Origin of the sequence: Nocardioides luteus (genome assembly GCF_015752315.1) — a bacterium.
Lineage (GTDB): Bacteria > Actinomycetota > Actinomycetes > Propionibacteriales > Nocardioidaceae > Nocardioides.
The window spans coordinates 5,495,128-5,515,724 of the sequence record NZ_JADOVJ010000001.1; the positions used below are offsets into that span (position 1 = coordinate 5,495,128).

Below are 20,597 nucleotides of genomic sequence, written 5' to 3' on the forward strand. Positions count from 1 at the left end.
TCTCATCCCGCCGCCGCTTCGGTGTCGTCGGCCTCGCGGTTCGCGATCAGCGCCATGACGCTCGGGTCGCTCAGCGTGGTGGTGTCACCGACGTCTCGCCCCTCGGCGACGTCGCGCAGGAGGCGGCGCATGATCTTCCCGGACCGCGTCTTGGGCAGCTCCGGGACGATCGTGATCTGCCGCGGCTTGGCGATGGCCCCGATCTCCTTGGCCACGTGGCTGCGCAGCTCCTGGACCAGCGCCTCACCGGTGTTGCCGTCCCCCGAGCGCAGGATCACGTACGCGACGACCGCCTGACCGGTGGTCTCGTCGGCGGCGCCGACGACGGCTGCTTCGGCGACCCGCGGGTGGGAGACCAGGGCGGACTCGATCTCGCTCGTGGAGAGGCGGTGGCCGGACACGTTCATCACGTCGTCGACGCGGCCGAGGATCCAGATGTCGCCGTCCTCGTCCTTCTTGGCGCCGTCGCCGGCGAAGTAGTAGCCGAGATCTGCGAAGCGGGTCCAGTACGTCTCGACGAAGCGGTCCTCGTCCTGCCACAGCGTGCGCAGCATGGCGGGCCAGGGCTTGGTGAGGACGAGGTAGCCGCTGGACCCGTTCGGCACCGAGCGACCCTCCTCGTCGACCACGTCGGCGCCGATACCGGGCAGCGGCCGCATCGCCGAGCCGGGCTTGCCGGCGGTGACCCCGGGCAGGGGGCTGATCATCATCTGCCCGGTCTCGGTCTGCCACCAGGTGTCGACGACGGGGCAGCGGTCACCGCCGATGACGCTGCGGTACCAGAGGTACGCCTCGGGGTTGATCGGCTCGCCGACCGACCCGAGGAGCCGCAGCGAGCTGAGGTCGTAGGTGTCCGGGATCTCGCGTCCCCACTTCATGAACGTCCGGATCGCCGTCGGGGCGGTGTAGAAGAGGGTCACGCCGTACCGCTCGATGATCTCCCACCAGCGACCCCGGTGCGGACTGTCCGGCGTGCCCTCGTAGAGCACCTGGGTGACCCCGTTGGCGAGCGGGCCGTAGACGATGTAGCTGTGTCCGGTGACCCAGCCGATGTCGGCGGTGCACCAGTAGACGTCGGTGTCCGGCTTGAGGTCGAAGACGGCATGGTGGGTGTAGGCCGCGCCGGTCAGATAGCCGCCGGTGGTGTGCAGGATGCCCTTGGGCTTGCCGGTCGTGCCCGAGGAGTACATGACGTACAGCGGGTGCTCGGCGTCGAACGCCTCCGGCGTGTGCTCGGGGGAGGCGCTGTCGACGACGTCGTGCCACCACAGGTCGGTGGCGTCGTCGAAGGGGACGTACTCCCCGGTGCGGCGCACGACGAGGACGTGGTCGACCGGGCTCTGGCTGCCCAGCCGCGACAGGGCGGCGTCGACGGCCGGCTTCAGCGCCGACGGCGCCCCGCGGCGGTAGCCGCCGTCGGAGGTGATGACCAGCTTGGCCCGGCAGTCCTCGATCCGCGAGGCGAGGGCCTCGGCCGAGAACCCGCCGAACACCACGGTGTGGGTGGCGCCGATACGGGCACAGGCCAGCATCGCGACGATGGCCTCGGGGATCATCGGCAGGTAGATCGCGACCAGGTCGCCGCTGCCCACGCCGAGGGAGGTCAGCGCGTTGGCGGCCCGGGACACCTCGTCCTTGAGCTCGGCGTAGGTGATGTCCCGGGTGTCACCGGGCTCGCCGACGAAGTGGAAGGCCACCTTGCCGCCGCGACCGGCCTCGACGTGACGGTCGACGCAGTTGTACGCCGCGTTGAGCTTCCCGTCCGCGAACCACCGCGCGCTGGGGGCCCGGGACCAGTCCAGCACCTCGGTGAACGGCTCGGCCCAGGTCAGCCGCTCGGCCTGCTCGGCCCAGAAGCCCTCGAGGTCGGACTCGGCACGGGCGTACGCCTCGGCGGTGACGTTGGCGGCAGCGGCGAGCTCGGCCGGCGGCTCGAAGCGGGTCGGTTTGCTGGGGATCGTCAGGTCGGTCATGGCGTCGTGCTTCCTTCGGGGCGGGAGGGGATGGCGGGTGAGGCCGGCTAGCCGAGCAGGGCGGCCTCGTCGTCGGTGAACAGTCGCGACCGGATCAGGAACCGCACGCCCTCGGGCGCTTCCAGCGAGAACCCGGCGCCGCGTCCGGGGACGACGTCGATGGTGAGGTGGGTGTGCGACCAGTACTCGAACTGCGAGCGCGACATCCAGACGGGCACCTGCGGGTCCAGCCCGATGTCCAGGTCGCCCAGGTGGATGTCGGCGTCGCCGAGCATGAAGTCGCCGCTCGGGTAGCACATCGGGGCGGAGCCGTCGCAGCATCCACCGGACTGGTGGAACATGACCGGTCCGTGGATACCGACGAGACGGCGGAGCAGGTCCGCCGCCTCGTCGGTCACGGCGACCCGCGCCGGAAGGGAGGAGGCGTGGGTCGCGCTCATCAGAAGAACCCGAGGGCGTCGGGGCTGTAGCTGACGAGCAGGTTCTTGGTCTGCTGGTAGTGGTCCAGCATCATCTTGTGGGTCTCGCGACCGATGCCGGACTGCTTGTAGCCACCGAAGGCCGCGTGGGCCGGGTAGGCGTGGTAGCAGTTCGTCCAGACGCGACCGGCCTTGATCTCCTTGCCTGCCCGGAAGGCCTGCGACCCGTCGCGCGACCAGACGCCGGCACCGAGGCCGTACAGGGTGTCGTTGGCGACCTTGAGGGCGTCGGCCTCGTCGTCGAAGCCGGTCAGCGAGACGACCGGGCCGAAGATCTCCTCCTGGAAGATCCGCATCGAGTTGTCGCCCTCGAAGACGGTCGGCTGCACGTAGTAGCCCTCGGCGAGGTCGCCCTCGAGGATGTTCCGCTCGCCACCGGTGAGGACCTTGGCGCCCTCGTCCTTGCCGATCTCGATGTAGGACAGGATCTTCTCGAGCTGGTCGTTGCTGGCCTGGGCACCGATCATCGTGGTGTCGTCGAGCGGGTTGCCCTGCTTGATCTTCTCGACCCGGGCGATCGCGTCGCCGACGAAGTCGGAGTAGATCGAGCGCTGGACGAGCGCACGCGACGGGCAGGTGCAGACCTCGCCCTGGTTGAGGGCGAACATCGTGAAGCCCTCGAGCGCCTTGTCGTAGAAGGCGTCCTTCTCCGCGGCGACGGAGTCGAAGAAGATGTTCGGGCTCTTGCCGCCGAGCTCCAGGGTCACCGGGATGATGTTCTGGCTGGCGTACTGCATGATCAGGCGGCCGGTCGTGGTCTCACCGGTGAAGGCGACCTTCGCGACCCGGGGCGAGGAGGCGAGCGGCTTGCCGGCCTCGACACCGAACCCGTTGACGACGTTGAGCACGCCGGCGGGCAGCAGGTCGCCGACGAGCTCGACGAGCTTGAGGATCGACCACGGGGTCTGCTCGGCCGGCTTGAGCACGACCGCGTTGCCGGCGGCCAGGGCCGGGGCGAGCTTCCAGACCGCCATCAGGATCGGGAAGTTCCACGGGATGATCTGGCCGACGACGCCCAGCGGCTCGTGGAAGTGGTACGCCACGGTGTTCTCGTCGATCTCGCCGATGGTGCCCTCCTGGGCACGGAGCACGCCGGCGAAGTAGCGGAAGTGGTCGATCGCGAGCGGGATGTCGGCGGCCAGGGTCTCGCGGACCGGCTTGCCGTTCTCCCAGGTCTCGGCCACGGCGATGGCGGTGAGGTTCTCCTCCATCACGTCGGCGATCTTGAGCAGGATGTTGGCCCGCTCCGTCGTCGAGGTCTTCCCCCACGACGGAGCGGCGGCATGTGCGGCGTCCAGGGCGGCCTCGATGTCCTCGGCCGTGCCCCGGGCGATCTCGGTGAACGGCTTGCCGTTCACCGGCGAGATGTTCTCGAAGTAGGCGCCCTTGACCGGGTCGACCCACTGGCCGCCGATGTAGTGGCCGTAGCGGCCTTGGACGGTGACCAGCGAGTCGGGCTGGCCGGGAGCTGCGTATACGGTCATCGGGAATTCTCCTCAGGCAAAGTCAGGCATTGGGGCGTGATCGTGGTCACAGACGCTAGGAACGCCGAGGTTGCAGCCACGTTGCGGAACCGATGCAACGTGAATGCAACCTTCAAATGTGACCCTCGTCACCAGAGGAGGTCCGGATGAGCGATACGAAGCAGAGCGCCTCGATGCGCGCAGCCGTGGCGGACTCGTGGCACCGGTCCGCCGCCGCCGGGGTGACCGCGGACGACACGTGCGCGCCGATCACCCTCCCCGAGGACCAGCTGCGAGACGTACGTGCCGCCCATCCGCTGGCGCGCGTGTTCCCGCTGCTCGACGACGTGCTCGGGCAGGCGGCGCGCGACTGCGACGCGATCATGGCCGTCTCCGACGAGGCCGGCCAGCTGCTCTGGGTGTGCGGGGCTCCGGCAGCCCTACGGCGCGCGGAGCGGATCGGCTTCGTCGAGGGGAGCAACTGGGACGAACGGCTCGCCGGCACGAACGCACCCGGCCTCGCGCTCCGGCTCGACCGGCCGACCAGTGTCGTCGCCGCCGAGCACTTCCGGCGCTCGGTCCAGCAGTGGAGCTGCGCCGCCACCCCGATCCACGACCCGGGCGACTCCCGCCTGCTCGGCGTCCTCGACATCACCGGCGGTGACTCCATCGTGGTGCCCCAGACGATGGCGATGGTGCGCGCCGCGGCCAGGCTCGCGGAGTCCGAGCTCGCGCGCGAGCAGCTGCTCCCGAGGCAGCCCGAGACCCGGCCCGGCTGGGCGCGCATCGCCGTGGAGACGCTGGGTCGCCAGGACCTGCTGCTCTCGATCGACGACGGCCGTGGCCATCGCGCCCAGCTGCGGCTCTCGCCGCGCCACAGCGAGATCTTCCTGCTCCTCGCCAGCGCCCCGCGCGGGCTCTCCGGCGACGAGCTCGCCGTCCTGCTCTACGAGGACGACGGTGGCTCCTCGACGCTCCGCGCCGAGCTCAACCGGCTGCGCAACCTGCTGGGCGAGGAGTTCCTCGCCTCCCGGCCCTACCGGCTCACCACCGAGGTCACCGGCGACTGGCTCGGCGTGGAGGCCCGGCTCGCGGTGGGCGACGTCGCCGGCGCACTCCGCTGCTATCGGGGCCCGATCCTGCCGCGCTCGGTGGCGCCCGGCGTCGTACGACTGCGGGAGACCCTGGCGCAGCAACTGCGTGCCGCGGTGCTCCAGTCGGGCCAGCCCGACCTCGTCTCGACCTGGACCCGGTCGGCGTGGGGCGCCGACGACTACGAGATGTGGCTCCGCCTCCAGGACCTGCTGCCGCCCGGTTCCCCGCTGATGGCGCTCGCCGACGGTCAGATCGCCCGGCTGGACCGCGAGGTGGGTCTCTGAGATGAGCGCCGGAGCCGGAGCCACGACAGCAGTGATCGCCCGCACCCGGGAGGCCCCTCCCCGGCACGAGCCCGTCCCACCGACCGCCCCGCTCGACCAGGTGGTGAAGTTTCAGGCACCCGAGGTGGTCTTCGGACCCGACTCCCTCGGGGAGGCGGGCTACGCCGCCGCCCGGCTCGGTGCCCGGCGGCCGTTCGTCGTCACCGATCCCGGGATCGTCGAGGCGGGCTGGGTCGACGAGCTGCTCCGGCTGCTGCGGGCCGAGGGGCTCGCCCCGGTGCTGTGGACCGAGGTCACGCCGAATCCCAAGGACCACGAGGTACGCCGCGCCTACGAGAGGTACGTCGAGACCGAGGCCGACGTCATCGTGGCGATCGGCGGCGGCTCCTGCATGGACGCCGCGAAGGGCGTCGCGGTGCTCTCGGGCAACGGCGGCGACATCCTCGACTACGCCGGCATCGACCAGATCGCCCGGCCGATCCCGCCGATGCTGATGATCCCGAGCACCTCCGGGACCGGGGCCGACGTCTCCCAGTTCTGCATCGTCACCGACACCGACCGCCGGGTGAAGATCACGATCATGGGCCGGGCGCTGGTGCCGGACGTCTCGATCACCGACCCACGGCTGCTGACCACGATGCCGGAGGCGCTCAACGCCGCGACCGGCCTGGACGCGCTGACCCACGGCATCGAGTCGTACGTGTCGCTGGCGCACAACCCGCTGGCCGACGGGCACGCGATGGCCTCGGTCGCCCTCGTCTGCCGCCACCTGCGCTCGACCATCACCGACCCCGGCGCGATGGAGCACCGCGCGATGATGGCGCAGGCGAGCCTGCAGGCCGGACTGGCCTTCACCAACGCGATCCTCGGGGCGACCCATGCGATGAGCCACCAGGTCGGCGGGCTGCTCGACGCCCCGCACGGGGTGGTCAACGGCGTGCTGCTCCCGCACGTGATCCGCTACAACGCACGCTCGGTCCCCGAGCGGTTCGTCGGCCTGGCCCGGGCGGCCGGGCTGCCGGTCGACGGCGTCCCCGGGTACGTCGCGGCCGAGATGCTGGCCGACCACGTGCGACGCCTGGCCGACGACGTCGGCGTGCCCCGAGGTCTGCGTGATCTCGGGGTGACCGACACCGATCTCGACACCCTGTCGGTGACCACCCTCGACGACGCCTGCCTGACGACGAACCCACGACCGGCGAGCCGCACCGAGATCCACGCGCTCTTCCGGGAAGCCCTGTGAAGGCAGTCCCGTGAGCGCCCCCGACCTGGCAGCACTGACCGGCGTACGTTCCGGCAAACGCTCCTACTACCGCGCGTTCCTGCGCTCCGACGAGCGGATGCAGCAGGCCGTACGCGCCATGGACTCGATCTCCCGGGCGCTGGTGCGCACGGTGGAGGGTCCGCGGGCGCTCCTGGAGGAGGTGGCCCGCGCGGCCGCGGTACACCTCGCCGCGGAGTGGACGATCCTGGCGCTGGCCGACGGCCACCTGACGGGAGCGCGGCCGCGGTTCATCGTCGTGGACCAGGACGGCCGGGTGGTGGGCGACGAGGAGGACCTCCCCGCCGTCGTACGCCGCGAGCTCGGCGCGATCCGGGCCGGCCATGCCACCGGGGCGCCGGGGCCGGCCCGCTGGGTGCGGGTGCCGATGACGCTGGAGAGCGTCATGATCGGCAGCCTGGTCGGCCTCCACGGGCTCGCGGACGACCCCGAGCCCGGAGACCTGTCGGTGCTGCGGATCCTGGCCAACGAGGCCGCGGTGGCCCTGCACACCTCCGAGCAGTACCAGGCCGGGCTCGCCCAGCACCGGCGTGCCCAGCGGCTCTACGACGAGGTCGGCGCCCGGGAGCGGGACCTCGAGCAGCGGACCCGAGAGCTGCGCGAGGCCGAGGAGCGGCTGCTGGTGGCCCGGCAGCGCGAGCTGGTCGACCACGAGCGCCACCGGATCGCGCGGGAGCTCCACGACAGCGTGACCCAGTTCGTGCTCTCGGCCGGGATGTCGGTCGAGGTCGCGCGGGGCGAGACGGAGGACCTGGGGCCTGCCGGCGAGCGGATCACCGAGCTCCTCAACACCGCCAAGCAGCTCACCCAGGACGCCGTGGAGCAGCTGCGCCGGGCGATCTACGCGCTGCACCAGCCGCATCGCGACACGGTCTCCTCGCTGCCGGAGCTGCTGCACGAGGTGGCCGAGCACCATCGCCCGCACCTGGACGTGTCGGTGCGGGTCGAGGGCGAGGTGTGCCCGATGCCCGCGGAGGCCAAGCACGACATCGCCCGTGCGGTCGGCGAGGCGCTCTTCAACGTGGCCATCCATGCCGAGGCCACCCAGGCCGTGCTCCGGCTCCGCTACCGCAAGCACGAGCTCTACGTCGGCGTCGCCGACGACGGCCGCGGCGACCCCGGCCTGCTCGCCCGGAAGCTGCGTCTCGAGCGCGGCGCCTCCATCGACGGCCGCCACCGGGGCTTGGCGAACATCGAGACCCGGATCAGCGAGCTCGGCGGCACGGTCGCGTTCCGCCGCTCGCACCTCGGCGGGGTCCGAGTCGAGCTCCGGGTGCCGCTGCCGGTCGTGGACCGCGGCCGAGGAACGATCTGCGGGCTCATCGAGGACCCGCAGTAGCCGCTTCGAGGAGGAACCCATGACCATGCTCAGCCCACCCCAGGCGGTCCCCGCCCCAGCGGTCCCGGACCGGACCACGGCCGGCATCGACGTACTGCTGGTCGATGATCACGCGATCGTGCGGCAGGGTCTGCGCTCGATCCTGGAGCGCGAGCCCGGGCTGCGGGTCGTCGCGGAGGCGGCGACGGCGGCCGAGGCGCTCGCCCGGGTCAACAGCGCCCGCCCGGACATCGTGCTGCTCGACCTGAAGCTCTCCTCGTCCTCGGACGCCGAGGGGCTCGAGCTCTGCGCGGCGCTCACCCAGCGCCATCCGGAAGCCCTGATCCTGGTGCTGACCACGTTCCTCGACGAGCAGCTGGTGATGCAGGCGATCCGCGCCGGCGCCCGCGGCTACGTCGTCAAGGACGTCGACACCACCGGGCTGGTCCGGGCGATCCGGGACGTCGCGAGCGGCGGCAGCGCCTTCGACGCGCGCTCCGCGGCGGCGATGATCCGTGGCGTGAACATGCCGGTGACCAGCGACGACTCCGAGCTCACCAGCCGCGAGCTCGAGGTGCTGGAGCTGCTCGCCCACGGGTTGTCGAACCGCGCCATCGGCCACCGGCTCTACATCTCCGACACCACCGCGAAGTTCCACGTGGGCAACATCCTGCGGAAGCTGGGCGTCAGCCGCCGGGCCGAGGCGGTGTACGAGGCGTCCAAGATGGGACTCCTCTGACCGACGGCCCGACGGCCGAGCGAGATCACGGCACCGGCAGGACCGTGCGGTCCCAGGTCGTGTTCACGATGATCGCGGCCGAGGCGTAGAGCGCCACCACGGCGTCCAGGATCAGCACGTAGCCGGCGGTCTTGCCGAGACCGGCGCTGCCGAGGAACGACCCGAAGGCCGCGAGGTAGAAGACCCCGGCCAGGAGCACGAAGATCACGATCGTGGTGGTGTTGGTGCGCAGCGCCGCCAGCAGCATGTAGGACGTGAACAGCGCCCAGGCGAGCAGGAACATCCCGGTGATCGCGGCGCCGTCCGCGGTCACCATCGGTCCGTAGAACTGCACCAGCAGCGCATAGGAGAGCCAGAAGCCGGCGTACGCGGTGAACACCAGGGCCGGGAAGGTCTCGCCACGCCGGTAGTGGACCAGACCGGCCAGGAGCTCGGTCGCGAAGCCCAGCGCCAGCGCGAGGGGCAGCACCGCCGGCAGGGCGGCCGCGTCCACGAGTCCCGACATCACGCTGGACAGCACGAGCGCCGAGATCCCGAAGCTGGCCAGGCCGAGCGGGAACGGGTCGCCCCAGGCCGTCGGGGTGGTGCCTTGCACCGTGGGCACCTCTGCATCGATGGATGTGTTCGTCATCAGTTCCTCCAGGGAGTGAGCCGTGGTCCGGGCTGGGCTACGGTCCTCTCAAGGTAGTGACGTACGACACACCGACAGACCCACCGAGTGGGCGGTCGCACACCTGCCCTCGGGTAGGCCTCCCACCCGGTTGCGTGCGGCCGACGGACAGGTCGAACCCGCCTGTGACCAGGCCTGACGCGGGGTCGGCCGGCGTGGCGAGCGTCCGCGTCGTCGATGGACAGGTCGACCGGCGAGGAGCGATCAGCGGTCGGTGTCGACGACGAGCCAGCCACCGTGGTGCTCGACGACCCGGTACGGGTGTCCCGAGGCCTCGCCCCACGCGGCGAGGTCGTCCAGCGACACCGTCCGGACGTGTCCCCAGGTCTCGTCGGGCTCGTCCTCGAGGGGTACGGCGATGACGACTCTGCGACGCGCGACCCGGATCGCCTCGGCGACCGCCCGGTCGCCGAGGCTCGGCTCGATGTGCTCGAGCAGGTGGATCAGCAGCACGTTGTCGGCGGCGTCGGCGGCCCACGGCAGCCGGGTGGCGTCGGCGGCGCGCGTGGCGAGCGGGACCTTCAGCCGGGAGGCGGCGGCGCGCAGCAGCGTGACGGTGCCCGCGGAGAGGTCGGAGGCGGTCACGTCCCGGCCCGCGGCGGCCAGCCGCAGCGAGAGGAACCCGAAGCAGCAGCCGACCTCGAGGACGGAGCCACGCGCCAGCTGCTGCTCGACGAAGCGGTAGACGGGGGCGTACTCGGCGACGGTCCCGTGACCCGCGGGAGCGGGGCCGGGGCGCTCCAGCGCCTCTTCCACGTGGCGCAGGGTGTTGCGGTAGAACGCGGCCCAGGCCTGCCCCGGGTCGGGGGCGCTGCTGATCACGACGCCGGTGAAGAGCCGCTCGAACAGGTCCGGACCACGCAGCCAACCGGGCTGGAACAGCTCCTCGGCCAGCAGCCCGGAGAGGTCGTCGTCGATCTGCTCCGCCCGCAGGCAGTGGACCAGGTGGACCTGGTGGCCCTCGCGGTGGACGTCGAAGTGGCGGGTGCGGATCGTCCCGAGATGGCGACGCGGCCGAGGGCCCTGCCAGGCCCGGACGCTGACCACCTCGTCGCGGTAGACCCCTGCCTCGGGGCCGGGGCGCAGAGCGTCGATCACCCCGAGCTCGCCGGGCGGGGTGGTCATCGCCCGGCCGACATCGTCTGGGTCACGTTGTCCAGCCCACGCAGGTTGCGGACGACCTGGACCTTGTCGCACCACTCCGCGTACTCCGGCAGGTCGCAGCCGCCGAGCGCCCACGAGTAGCGCGGCTCGGGGGTCAGCCAGATCGTCGACCGGGCGCGCCGGGTGAGCTCCTCGAACGCGGCGAAGCCCGGATCCCTGCCGTTGCCGCGCCCGTCGCCGAGGATCACCAGCGTGGTCCTGCGGTTTACCGCCGAGCCGAACTGCTCGAGGAACTGCTCGAACGAGGAGCCGTAGTCCGAGTCGGCGTCCACGTCGAGCACGCCTCCGGCCGGGAGTCCGGAGAGCACCAGGGACAGCGCGTCCTCGATCCGGTGCTCGGCGAACAGGTCGGTGATCTCGACCAGGTCCTTCACGAACGCGAACGACCGCACGGAGGTGGCCACCGACTGCAGGCTGTGCAGCAGGTGCAGGGTGAAGCGGGCGGTGGAGCGTACGGACAGGGAGACGTCGCAGAGCACGAGCAGCCGTGGCCGGTCGTGCGCCTTGGCGACGGTGACCGGCCGGAACGGCACCCCGTCGTACTTCATGTTGGTGCGCATCGTCCGGCGGCCGTCGACGATGCCGCGGGCGGCGACCGTACGCCGCGGGCGCGGGGCTCCGTGGAGCTTCCTGAGCAGCCGCCGCAGCGACTCCTCCAGCGCGGCCCGGTCGTGCTCGGCGACGGTCTCGGCCTGGGCGGCCTGGATCTCGCGCGACTCGATCTCGCGCTCCATGCTCATCAGCCGCTCGAGGTGGTCGCGGATCCGCTCCGGCAGCGTGGCCAGCCACGGCGAGAGGGCCTTGCGGAGCTCCGCGAGGGCGTCGTCGTCGTCGATGCCGCTGTCTGGCTCGCGCTCCTCGAGCCAGCTCAGCAGCGCGATCTCCTCCTGCACCGAGAGCTCGGTGTCGAGCTGCATCCCGGCGTCGCGGATCAGGTCGCCCGGGTTGCCGGGGTTGTGCATCCGGCTCGTGGAGAGCTGGACCCGCGCGGCCTCACCGGGGCTGGACTTCGGGTCGTTGGAGAGGACGATCTCGTCGGTGAGGGCGGCGATGTCGATCTTGTTCGCCTCCTGGTGGAGGTTGTAGCGCTGCGCCATGTCCTCGGGCTTGAAGTACTCCTTGATGTCGTCCGGCTTGCCGTGGCTGTGCCCGTCCTCCGGCACCTCGCCCGGCTCCTCGGAGAGCGTGAAGTCGGTCAGCTGTCCGTCGTCGGAGAGGTCGTCGTGGGTGTGCCCGTGCTCGTCGGGCTCCTCGACGACCGGCCGCAGCCCGAAGAACCGGTCGAAGACCAGGTCGAAGGTGTCCAGGTCGCGGCGGTCCTTGACCAGGCTGGCGGTCAGCGCGGCGTGGAGCAGGTGGCGCTGCTCGAGCACCCCGGGCTGGGCGACCGCATGCATCGCGTCGATCACCTCGGCGGTGCTCACGCGTACGCCGTAGAGCCGGAGCAGCCGGATGAAGCGGTGCAGTGCGGTCTCCATGTCGGGCCTCGATCCCGCCTCAGACCGGACGCTTGCGGGTCGACGGGAACGCCCGGGTCCCCTGGCTGGTGGACACCGCCGGGGCCGTACGCGGCCCGGTGCCGCCGGCGCCGCCGTAGTAGCCCGCGTTGTGCCGGCCGGGCTGGTCCTTCGCCTTCCGCTCGGCGCGGCCGTCGACGTCGTCCTCGACACGGTCCTCCGCAGCCGGGGCGTGGGAGTGGCCATGACCGTGGCCGTGCCCGTGACCATGGCCGTGCAGGTGGTCGGGCACCTCGGCGTTCGGGTCGACCAGCCGCGGCAGCGCGTCCATGACCCGCTTCAGGTCGCGCTCGTACTTCACGACCACGTTGAGCGTCGTGGAGAGCACGTCGGCGGTGAGCTCCTCGACGCCGAGCACCGCCAGCGTACGAGCCCAGTCGACGGTCTCGGAGATGCTGGGCGCCTTGCGCAGCTCGAGCTCACGGATGCCGCGGACGATGTCGACGAGGCGGGCCGCGAGCGAGTCGGCGAGACCGGTCTCCTTGGACCGGATGATCTCCAGCTCACGGACCGCGTCGGGGTAGTCGAGGAAGAGGTGCAGGCAGCGGCGCTTGAGCGCGGCGGAGAGGTCGCGGGTGTTGTTCGAGGTCAGCACGACGTACGGCATCGTCTTGGCAGTCACCGTGCCGACCTCGGGGATGGAGATCTGAAACTCGGCGAGCAGCTCGAGCAGCACCGCCTCCAGGGCCTCGTCGGCCCGGTCGACCTCGTCGATGAGGAGCACGACCGGGGTGTCGGAGTCGATCGCCTCGAGCAGCGGCCGGGCGGCCAGGAAGCGCTGCGAGAAGAACACCGAGTCCTGCTTGGCGATCCGCTCGACGGCCTCGTTCAGGTCGGCGGCGTCCTCGACGACCTGGCCGATCTTCTCGCGCAGGATCTGGGTGTAGAGCAGCTGCTTGCCGTAGTCCCACTCGTAGAGCGCCTTGGTCTCGTCCTGACCCTCGTAGCACTGCAGCCGGATCAGGCGCCGCCCGGTCGCGGTCGCCAGGCTCTCCGCCAGCTGGGTCTTGCCGACCCCCGCCGGGCCCTCGAGCAGGACCGGCTTCTCCAGCCTGGTCTGCAGGAACACCGTGGTGGCGAGCCGGTCGTCGGCGAGGTAGCCGCACGCCGCCAGCTGGGCGCGGGTGTCCTCGACGTCGGTGAAGCCCTGGGTCGGTTCGGTGGTGGTCGACACGTGCACTCCTCGAGGTGATGGATGGGGCCGAGGCGGCGGGCCCGGCTGGTGGTCTCAGCCGGCCGGGCCCGCCACGCTCGTGTGATCAGCTGGGCCGATCAGCCGAGCAGGTCGTCCAGGTCGCCGTTCAGGCAGTGGTCGACCACCGGACGTACGGTCTCGAACGTGCACTCCTTGGCGTTGCCCGGCGTGCAGGCGTCACCGAGGACGTGGTTGGTGATCCGGTCGACGTCCGAGTCGTCGCCGACGATCTCCTTGGCGTTGGCGTAGTAGGCCGTCGGACCCTGGCCGAGCCGGTTCTTCGAGTACGTGTCCTGCTTGACGTCCACGAAGCGCTCGGTGATGCCGACGTCACGCAGCAGCCGGATGGCCGCGGCGAGGGCCGCGTCGGCGGCCTGCACGTCGGTCATGCCGTGGGTGTCGACGCCCATCGCGCGAGCGATGTCGGCGAACCGCTTGTAGTGCGTGGGCATGTTGAACGCCCAGACCCGCGGCAGCGCGATCGCGTTGTTGAGGCCGTGGTGGGTGTCGTAGAAGGCGCTCACCGCGTGGCTGATCGAGTGGATGATGCCGAGGCCGCCGGAGTTGAACGCCTGGGCGGCGATGTACTGGGCGTACATCATCCCCTCACGGCCACCGAGGTCCTGGCCGTTCCAGACCGCCTGGCGCAGGTTCTCCGAGGTCAGCTTGATCGCGTGCAGCGCGTTGCCGAGCGACGGCTGGAAGTTGATCCGGGAGACGTACGGCTCGCTGGCGTGCGCCAGGACGTCGAAGCCGCACTGCGCGGTGTAGTCGACCGGGCAGTCGTAGTAGAGCACCGGGTCGTCGATCGCCAGGCTGGCGACCGAGGCGTCGTCGAAGGCGACGTACTTGTGCGGGTTGTCGGGGTCCGTGGTCGTGTCGGTGATGACGTACGCCCAGGACGTCTCCGAACCGGTGCCGGCCGTGGTCGAGACCGCGATGTGCGGCGGGTTCTTCGGGTTCTCGGACATGTTGAAGCCCTCGAACTCGTTGACGTTGCGGCCGTCGTGGGCGACCGAGATGCGCGCGCCCTTACAGGCGTCGTGCGACGAGCCACCGCCGATGGAGACGAACGAGTCGCACTCGTTCTCCTGGTAGAGCTTGACCGAGTCCATGACGTTGTAGTCCTTGGGGTTGGACTCGACCTTGTCGTACACGACGACCTCGAGGCCGTGGTACTTCATCGACTCGACGATCTTGGTGACGATGTCCGTGCCGCGCAGGCCGGACGTCATCACCAGGGTCTTGCGGAAGCCCATCTTCAGGGCCTCGGGACCGATCATCTCGTGAGCGCCGGGGCCCATGAGGGCGCGCGGGAAGGGGTGGAACTCCTTGATGGGGAATGGCTTGAGTAGTTCGTCGACCTGCATGGCAAACCTCCGTTGATGTGTGACGCTCAGCACATTAGGTACGGCGAAAGGGCCGCGAACAGGCGAGGAACGGGAAACAGCCCGGCCCGGGAGGGGCCTACCTACCCGTTGGGAGAGGTGCCTCCCTGGCCGGTCTTCTGGCCAGGTCGGCGCGGCAGCAGACAGGTCACCGAACGGGCTCTGATCGCGCCGGCCCAGAGGCCTGCGCCGTACGCCATGTCGTCCAGCCGGCGGGCCAGCGGACGGTATCTCGTGCCGGGGTTGTCGACCCGGGCGACGACCACGTCGACGACCAGGGAGGCCACCAGGGCACGCCGGACGAGGGCGCTGCGCGGTGCGAGGAGCACGGTCAGCGGCCACCAGTGCCGCAGCAGCAGCGCGGCCTCCTGGCGCACCGTCCAGCCGAGGCCCTGAGCGCACAGCTGGACGGCGAGCCGGTCGCGTCCGGGGGTCTCGGGCAGCCGTCGGCGCAGCGAGAGGAGGCCGTAGGCGATCCCGGCGGCGGCGACCGGGAGCGACCACCGGCGATGCACGAGGAGCGCGGCGGCCGTGGCCGCCATGCTCGCTGTCATCACCGCCGGGGCGCCCTTGCGGCCGTGGCGGACGGCCAGGTCGGCGCCGCCGGTGCCGTAGAGGTACTTGCGGCCCAGCCAGCCGCGGACGGTCGTGCGGGTGTCGTGCCAGGCGACCTGGTCGGGGTCGTAGCGGACCACCTCGCCGGCCTCGACCAGCCGCCAGACCAGATCGACGTCCTCGCCCACCCGCATCGTCTCCTCGAACCCCTTTCCGAGCCGTTCGGTACGTCCCACCAGGCACGCGCTGGGCAGCCAGCCAACCGCGGCACCCGGGCGTACGACGCAGGCGCGGGTGCCGAGGGCGAGGGAGGAGTCGTCCTCGTCGAAGCGCTCGAACCACCGCGGTTGCCGGCTGCGCGCGCGGCTGCGGACCAGCGGCGCGACCAGGGCGACGCGGCTGTCGGCGAAGTGGCGGGAGAGGTCCAGGAGCGTGCTCGCCTCGACCGTGACGTCGGAGTCGACGAAGGCGACGTAGGCGGTGCGCACCGCGCGCAGGCCGGCGTTGCGGGCACCCGCCGGGCCGAGGTTCACCGGCAGCCGCAGGAGGTGGGCGCCGTGGCGGCGGGCCACCCGCTCGACGGCGTCGGGGTCGAGCGAGGCGTCGTCGACGACGATGCGGTGGAGGCCCTTCAGCGGCCCGAGCGCGCGGTCGAGCTGCTCGGGCCGGTCGCGCACCGGGATCACGACGGTCAGCTCCGCCGGCTCCACGCCGGCCCCGTCGAGCACGGGATCGGCCAGGTTGCCGTCGACGAGCCTGGCGGCGAGCGCGTCGGTCGCCGCGTCGACCACGGTGACCTCGCCGTCGGCCAGCAGCGTCAGCGCCGCCTTGGTGAGCCGGACGGCACGCAGCGGCGAGCCGCCGACGAGCAGGCGACCGTCGATGCGGCGTACGTCGTCGCGGATGCGGGCGCGGAAGCCGATCGGGTATCTCACGGGCGGGAGCGGTTCATCCCACGGCCACGCCGCCGGGCGCCAGCACGTCCATGGTGGTCTGCTCGATCATCGTCGTGAGCGCCTCCGCTCCCTCCGCCGCCGTGGCGCCCGTCGGGTCGCCGAGGACGCCGTTGGCGGAGACCGCCGCGACGCCGCCCGCCCGCATCGCCGGCAGGATCTCGGCGAGCGGACGGGTGTCGCCCGGCTCGGCCAGGTCCAGGCGTACCGACTCCGGACGCAGATGCAGCATCAGCGACGTCTCGGTGCGGCCGGCGTGCAGGTCGTAGTCCTCCGTGCGGCACGGCAGCCAGCAGGCCGACTGCCGCTCGAACGCGAGCTGGTTGACCGCGCTGGTCAGCGCGGCGGCGTTGCCACCGTGGCCGTTGACGAGCACGACCCGCTCGGCCCAGGTGCGGGCCGAGCGGACCAGCTCGACCACGACCAGGTGGAGCGCGTCGCTCCCGATCGACACGGTGCCGGCGAAGGACTGGTGCTCGCCGCTGGAGCCGATCGCTATCGGTGGCGCGACCCAGCTCTCGACACCCTGCTCCGCGAGCCGGTCGGCCACCCCCTGCGTGACCGCCGACGCGATGGTGGTGTCGGTGTCGAACGGCAGGTGCGGTCCGTGCTGCTCCAACGAGCCGACGGGCACCAGCAGGACCGTGCCCCGGCGCACCTGCGGCCAGGTGGCGTCACCCAGTGCGTACATGGAAGCCGTCCGGGACGATCAGATGCTCCGGCCGCAGCTCGGCGACCGACCCGACCGCGAGCCCCCGCAGCGCCGAGTCGATGCCACCGCTGAGCACGTCGAGGACGTTCTCGACCCCGGCCTGGCCGTTGGCCGCCAGGCCCCACAGGTAGGCCCGTCCGATCAGCACCGCCTTCGCACCGAGCGCGAGCGCCTTGACGACGTCGGAGCCGCGGCGTACGCCTCCGTCCATCACCACGTCGACCTGCTCGCCGACGCGGTCGGCGATCGGCTTGACCATCCGGATCGCGGCCGGGGTGCCGTCGAGGTTGTTCCCGCCGTGGTTGGAGACCGAGATGCCCGCGACCCCGGCGTCCACGGCACGGAGCGCGTCGTCGACCCGGCACACGCCCTTGAGGACGAACGGCGTGCCGCTGATCTGGTGCCACTGCTCGCGCATCCAGGCGACGTCGTCCCAGGTCGGCGGCGGGGTGGTCATCCACTCGTAGTAGGCGCCGAAGAACGTCGGCGCGCTCCCGCCCGGCGGGGCGAGGTTGGGCGCGGTGAGATCGGGGAAGGAGCCCGTACGCCCGAACTGCCACGCCCACCGAGGCCGGGCCGCGACCTGCGGGGCCAGTCTCATCATCGTCCGCAGGTCGACCTTCTCCGGGATCTCCGGGCTGCCCCAGTCACGGCCGATCGAGAACGACCAGTCGAGGGTGGCGATCAGGCCCTGGGCACCGGCGGCGTGCGCCCGCTGCATGCGCTGGACCATGGTGTCGCGATCGCCGGTCCAGTACATCTGGAAGAACGTCGTCGCGCCGGTCGCCGCGACCTCCTCCACGGACCTGGAGGCGAAGTTGGACAGCCCCATGATGGTGCCGCGGGCCGCGGCGGCGCGGGCGACCGCGACCTCGCCGTCGGGGTGCACGGCCTGGACCCCGGTGGGGCTGATCAGGACCGGCAACGGGATCGCATGGCCGAACACGGTCGTGCCGAGGTCGCGCTTGGCGTGCTGTCCCACGACGTGAGGTGCCCAGCCGAGGTCGGCGAAGGCGTCCTGGTTGGCGGTCATGCTCTGGCCGCGCTCGGACCCGGCGACCAGCGCGCCGTAGACCGGCTTGGGCAGCCGGCGGCGGGCTCGCTCCTGGGCGACCGCGACCGACTCGAACCACGGGTTCTTCTTCCACGGGTTCTCGAGCTTCACGACAGGTCACCTCCGGCGAGCGGGTCCTCGTTGCAGGCGGAGACGGGGCGCCGCCTGGTGGCACCGAGATTGAGCAGCACCGGCGCGTTGCGGCTGGCCTGGCTGCGGGAGTGGTCCTTGCTCGCCGGCGGAACGAGCCGGTCGCCGGCCAGCGCGGTCTCGCCGTAGCCCTGGACGCACTCGGGGTCCGGCCCGTCCAGCGGCAGTCCGGTGAAGAACTTGGCGGCCATGCAGCCACCGCGGCAGGCGTCGAAGTGCTGGCACTTGGTGCAGGCGCCACCGGTCTGCGGCGAGCGCAGCTCGGTGAACAGCTCGGAGGACTGCCACACCTCCTGGAAACCGCCCTCACCGAGCAGGTTGCCGGCCAGGAACTGGTCGTGGATCGCGAACGGGCAGGCGTAGACGTCGCCGACCGGGTCGATCAGGCACACCACCCGCCCGGCGCCGCACAGGTTGAGGCCCGGAAGGGACTCGCCGTAGGCGGCCAGGTGGAAGAAGGAGTCGCCGGTGAGGACGTTGTCGCCGTGCGCCATCAGCCAGTCGTAGAGCTCACGCTGCTGCTCCGGCAGCGGGTGCAGCTCGTCCCAGACATCCGCGCCGCGCCCCGAGGGACGCAGCCGGGTGAGGCGCAGGGTGGCGCCGTACTCGTCGGCGATGGCCTTGAAGTCGTCGAGCTGGCCGATGTTCTCCCGGGTGCAGACCACGGAGATCTTGGCGTCGGTGAAGCCGGCGTCGCGAAGGTTCGCGAGCGCCTTGAGCGCGGTGTCGTACGACCCCGCGCCCCGGACCCGGTCGTTGACCTCCGCCGTCGCGCCGTCCAGGGAGATCTGTACGTCGACGTAGTCGGTCGAGGCCAGGAACGCGGCGCGCTCGAGGGTGATCCGGAAGCCGTTGGTGGAGAACTTCACGCCGACCTGGTGGTCGACGGCGTACTCCACCAGCTCCCAGAAGTCGGGGCGGATCGTCGGCTCCCCGCCGCCGATGTTCACGTAGAAGATCTGCATGCGCTGCAGCTCGTCGATGACGGCCTTGCACTGCTCGGTGCTGAGCTCGCGCGGGTCGCGCCGGCCCGAGCTCGACAGGCAATGGGCGCACTCGAGGTTGCAGGCGTACGTCAGCTCCCAGGTCAGGCAGATCGGGGCGTCGAGCCCGAACTCGAACTGCTCGACGAGGGTGCCGCCTTCGGGACGGCCTGTGGGAGTGCCCGTGGGAGTGCTGGGGCGTTCAGGTGCGATGGTCACACTGCCTCCTGGTGACGGGGGCGGATCATGTCGGTCTCGGCGAGGGCGCGGAGCGCCGCTGCGTACGCGTCGTGCTGCTCCGGCGGGATGCCGGCGGCATCGAGCGCGCTGCCGAGACGGGGGTGATGCTCGAGGAGCCGCACCACCTCGACCAGCTCCGGCCGCTTGAGGAAGGTCAGCTTCCGGTTGCCGAAGTGGTAGGCGAGAGCCCCGAACGGTTCAGGACGCAGCGCCACCGAGGGCGAGAGTGTCCACGGCTCCTCGAGCATGCGATCGGGCATCAGTAGACGCCGCACATTCCGTCGATCGAGACCTCCTCGATGAGGTCCTCGGTGGCGACGTCGCTGGCGATGTCGACCGGGTTCGACTCGTTCTGGGGTTCCATCTGCTGCTCCTCTCACGTTGTGACCGTTCGCACATTAGTTACGGCGTGAGCGCAGCAACCTCCCCGATCGGAGAGTCTTGCGGGCAGGATCAGGGAGGTGTGGCCACACCCTCCCGGGGCACCACGTTGAGCAGCGGGAGGCCCTCGGCGAAGCGCCGCAGCTGCTCGGCCACCAGGCGCTCGGCGCGCGGGTAGAAGGTCGCCGCACCGCCACCGACGTGCGGGGTCACGATCGCGCCGGGCGTCGACCACAGCGGGTGGCCGGCGGGGAGCGGCTCGGGGTCGACGACGTCGAGCGCGGCGCGGAGTCGACCCGTGGAGAGCTCAGCGAGGAGAGCGCCGGTGTCGAGCGTGCGGCCGCGGCCGATGTTCACCACGAGCGCGCCGTCGGGCAGCTGCGCCAGCTGCTCGGCGCCGATCAGACCGATCGTGCCGGGGTTCTCCGGGAGCGTCAGCACCACGATGTCGGCCGTGGGCAACAGGACAGACAGATCGTCGACGCCGTGCACCTCACGGTCGGCGTCCGCCCTGGAAGCGACCCTGACGACCTCGGCCTCGCACGCGAGCAGGCGCTGCTCGAGCGCGGCGCCGATCGAGCCGTACCCGACGATCACCACCCGCGAGTCGGCCAGCGACCGGGTGTGCTCGGGCCGCCACCGGCCGGCGTCCTGGTCGCGCACCCAGCGGGGCAGCTCCCGTTGGGCGGCGAGGATCAGGCCGAGGCCGTGCTCGGCGGCGCTGGCGTCGTGCAGGCCCCGCCCGTTGCAGAGCGTGACCTCCGGCCCGATGAGCGGGAGCACCTTCTCCACCCCCGCGCTCAGGCTCTGTACGGCACGGAGCGCGGGCATCCTCGGCAGCAGGTCACGCCCGGCGCCCACGCCGTACGGCAGCACGTAGAACGCCACGTCGGAGACGTCGGCCGGCGCGGCGGCAGTGCCGTCGAACACCTCCACCTGCAGGCCGTCGGGCCAGCCACCCATCTGGTCCTCCAGGTGGGCCCACGGCACGAGTACGCGCAT

19 protein-coding genes are annotated in these 20,597 nt (G+C 71.3%); 4 read left to right on the top strand and 15 right to left on the bottom strand.

What is annotated here, in order from left to right; translation table 11 throughout:
• Window positions 1-2 precede the first annotated feature (2 nt).
• The 3 genes from acs to exaC are packed head-to-tail and all read right to left on the bottom strand — an operon-like array spanning window position 3 to window position 3,936.
• Window positions 3-1,973, bottom strand: a complete 1,971-nt coding sequence (acs, locus tag HD557_RS26295) for an acetate--CoA ligase (RefSeq protein WP_196876039.1) — start codon at window positions 1,971-1,973, stop codon at window positions 3-5.
• 47 nt (window positions 1,974-2,020) lie between these two features.
• Window positions 2,021-2,413: a DUF779 domain-containing protein gene (locus HD557_RS26300; protein WP_196876040.1), complete on the bottom strand. Its 393-nt coding sequence runs from the start codon at window positions 2,411-2,413 to the stop codon at window positions 2,021-2,023.
• On the bottom strand, window positions 2,413-3,936 hold the full coding sequence (gene exaC, locus HD557_RS26305; protein WP_196876041.1) for an acetaldehyde dehydrogenase ExaC: 1,524 nt from the start codon (window positions 3,934-3,936) through the stop codon (window positions 2,413-2,415). The genes HD557_RS26300 and exaC overlap by 1 nt, the downstream gene beginning before the upstream one ends.
• A gap of 146 nt (window positions 3,937-4,082) precedes the next feature.
• Between exaC and HD557_RS26310 the strand changes: the two genes are divergently transcribed.
• Genes HD557_RS26310 through HD557_RS26325 form a run of 4 tightly spaced genes read left to right on the top strand, consistent with a single transcriptional unit; the run spans window position 4,083 to window position 8,633 of the window.
• Window positions 4,083-5,294 (top strand): helix-turn-helix domain-containing protein, encoded by a 1,212-nt coding sequence (locus HD557_RS26310; protein WP_008355718.1) that lies wholly within the window; start codon window positions 4,083-4,085, stop codon window positions 5,292-5,294.
• A gap of 1 nt (window position 5,295) precedes the next feature.
• Complete coding sequence (locus HD557_RS26315) at window positions 5,296-6,537, top strand: iron-containing alcohol dehydrogenase (protein ID WP_196876042.1); 1,242 nt, start codon at window positions 5,296-5,298, stop codon at window positions 6,535-6,537.
• A 10-nt stretch (window positions 6,538-6,547) separates the two neighbouring features.
• Window positions 6,548-7,915, top strand: coding sequence for a MadS family sensor histidine kinase (locus HD557_RS26320; RefSeq protein ID WP_196876043.1), 1,368 nt, complete (start codon window positions 6,548-6,550; stop codon window positions 7,913-7,915).
• A gap of 19 nt (window positions 7,916-7,934) precedes the next feature.
• Window positions 7,935-8,633 carry a MadR family response regulator transcription factor gene (locus tag HD557_RS26325; RefSeq protein WP_008355712.1) on the top strand — a complete coding sequence of 233 codons (699 nt, stop codon included), beginning with the start codon at window positions 7,935-7,937 and terminating at the stop codon, window positions 8,631-8,633.
• Between the two features lie 25 nt (window positions 8,634-8,658).
• On the opposite strand, the gene HD557_RS26330 is transcribed toward HD557_RS26325, so the two are convergent.
• The 12 genes from HD557_RS26330 to HD557_RS26385 form a co-directional block, all read right to left on the bottom strand.
• Entirely contained in the window at window positions 8,659-9,264 is a 606-nt protein-coding gene (locus tag HD557_RS26330; protein ID WP_196876044.1) for an acetate uptake transporter, read from the bottom strand.
• 243 nt (window positions 9,265-9,507) lie between these two features.
• Entirely contained in the window at window positions 9,508-10,428 is a 921-nt protein-coding gene (mftM, locus tag HD557_RS26335; RefSeq protein WP_196876045.1) for a mycofactocin oligosaccharide methyltransferase MftM, read from the bottom strand.
• Window positions 10,425-11,945, bottom strand: a complete 1,521-nt coding sequence (locus HD557_RS26340) for a VWA domain-containing protein (protein ID WP_196876046.1) — start codon at window positions 11,943-11,945, stop codon at window positions 10,425-10,427. Before HD557_RS26340 ends, mftM begins: the two co-directional genes overlap by 4 nt.
• Before the next feature lie 19 nt (window positions 11,946-11,964).
• Complete coding sequence (locus HD557_RS26345) at window positions 11,965-13,158, bottom strand: AAA family ATPase (RefSeq protein ID WP_196876047.1); 1,194 nt, start codon at window positions 13,156-13,158, stop codon at window positions 11,965-11,967.
• Between the two features lie 98 nt (window positions 13,159-13,256).
• Window positions 13,257-14,549, bottom strand: coding sequence for an NDMA-dependent methanol dehydrogenase (gene mdo, locus HD557_RS26350; RefSeq protein WP_008355702.1), 1,293 nt, complete (start codon window positions 14,547-14,549; stop codon window positions 13,257-13,259).
• A 101-nt stretch (window positions 14,550-14,650) separates the two neighbouring features.
• Entirely contained in the window at window positions 14,651-16,057 is a 1,407-nt protein-coding gene (gene mftF, locus HD557_RS26355; RefSeq protein WP_196876048.1) for a mycofactocin biosynthesis glycosyltransferase MftF, read from the bottom strand.
• 13 nt (window positions 16,058-16,070) lie between these two features.
• A complete protein-coding gene (gene mftE / locus HD557_RS26360; RefSeq protein WP_196876049.1) occupies window positions 16,071-16,766 on the bottom strand; it encodes a mycofactocin biosynthesis peptidyl-dipeptidase MftE in 696 nt (231 codons plus the stop codon).
• Window positions 16,750-17,952, bottom strand: coding sequence for a pre-mycofactocin synthase MftD (mftD, locus tag HD557_RS26365; protein WP_196876050.1), 1,203 nt, complete (start codon window positions 17,950-17,952; stop codon window positions 16,750-16,752). The genes mftE and mftD overlap by 17 nt, the downstream gene beginning before the upstream one ends.
• On the bottom strand, window positions 17,949-19,193 hold the full coding sequence (gene mftC, locus HD557_RS26370) for a mycofactocin radical SAM maturase (protein ID WP_196876051.1): 1,245 nt from the start codon (window positions 19,191-19,193) through the stop codon (window positions 17,949-17,951). Before mftC ends, mftD begins: the two co-directional genes overlap by 4 nt.
• Window positions 19,190-19,474 carry a mycofactocin biosynthesis chaperone MftB gene (gene mftB, locus HD557_RS26375; RefSeq protein ID WP_008355688.1) on the bottom strand — a complete coding sequence of 95 codons (285 nt, stop codon included), beginning with the start codon at window positions 19,472-19,474 and terminating at the stop codon, window positions 19,190-19,192. The genes mftC and mftB overlap by 4 nt, the downstream gene beginning before the upstream one ends.
• Window positions 19,474-19,578, bottom strand: a complete 105-nt coding sequence (gene mftA, locus HD557_RS26380) for a mycofactocin precursor MftA (RefSeq protein ID WP_008355686.1) — start codon at window positions 19,576-19,578, stop codon at window positions 19,474-19,476. The genes mftB and mftA overlap by 1 nt, the downstream gene beginning before the upstream one ends.
• Window positions 19,579-19,667: 89 nt before the next feature.
• A complete protein-coding gene (locus HD557_RS26385; protein WP_196876052.1) occupies window positions 19,668-20,597 on the bottom strand; it encodes a 2-hydroxyacid dehydrogenase in 930 nt (309 codons plus the stop codon).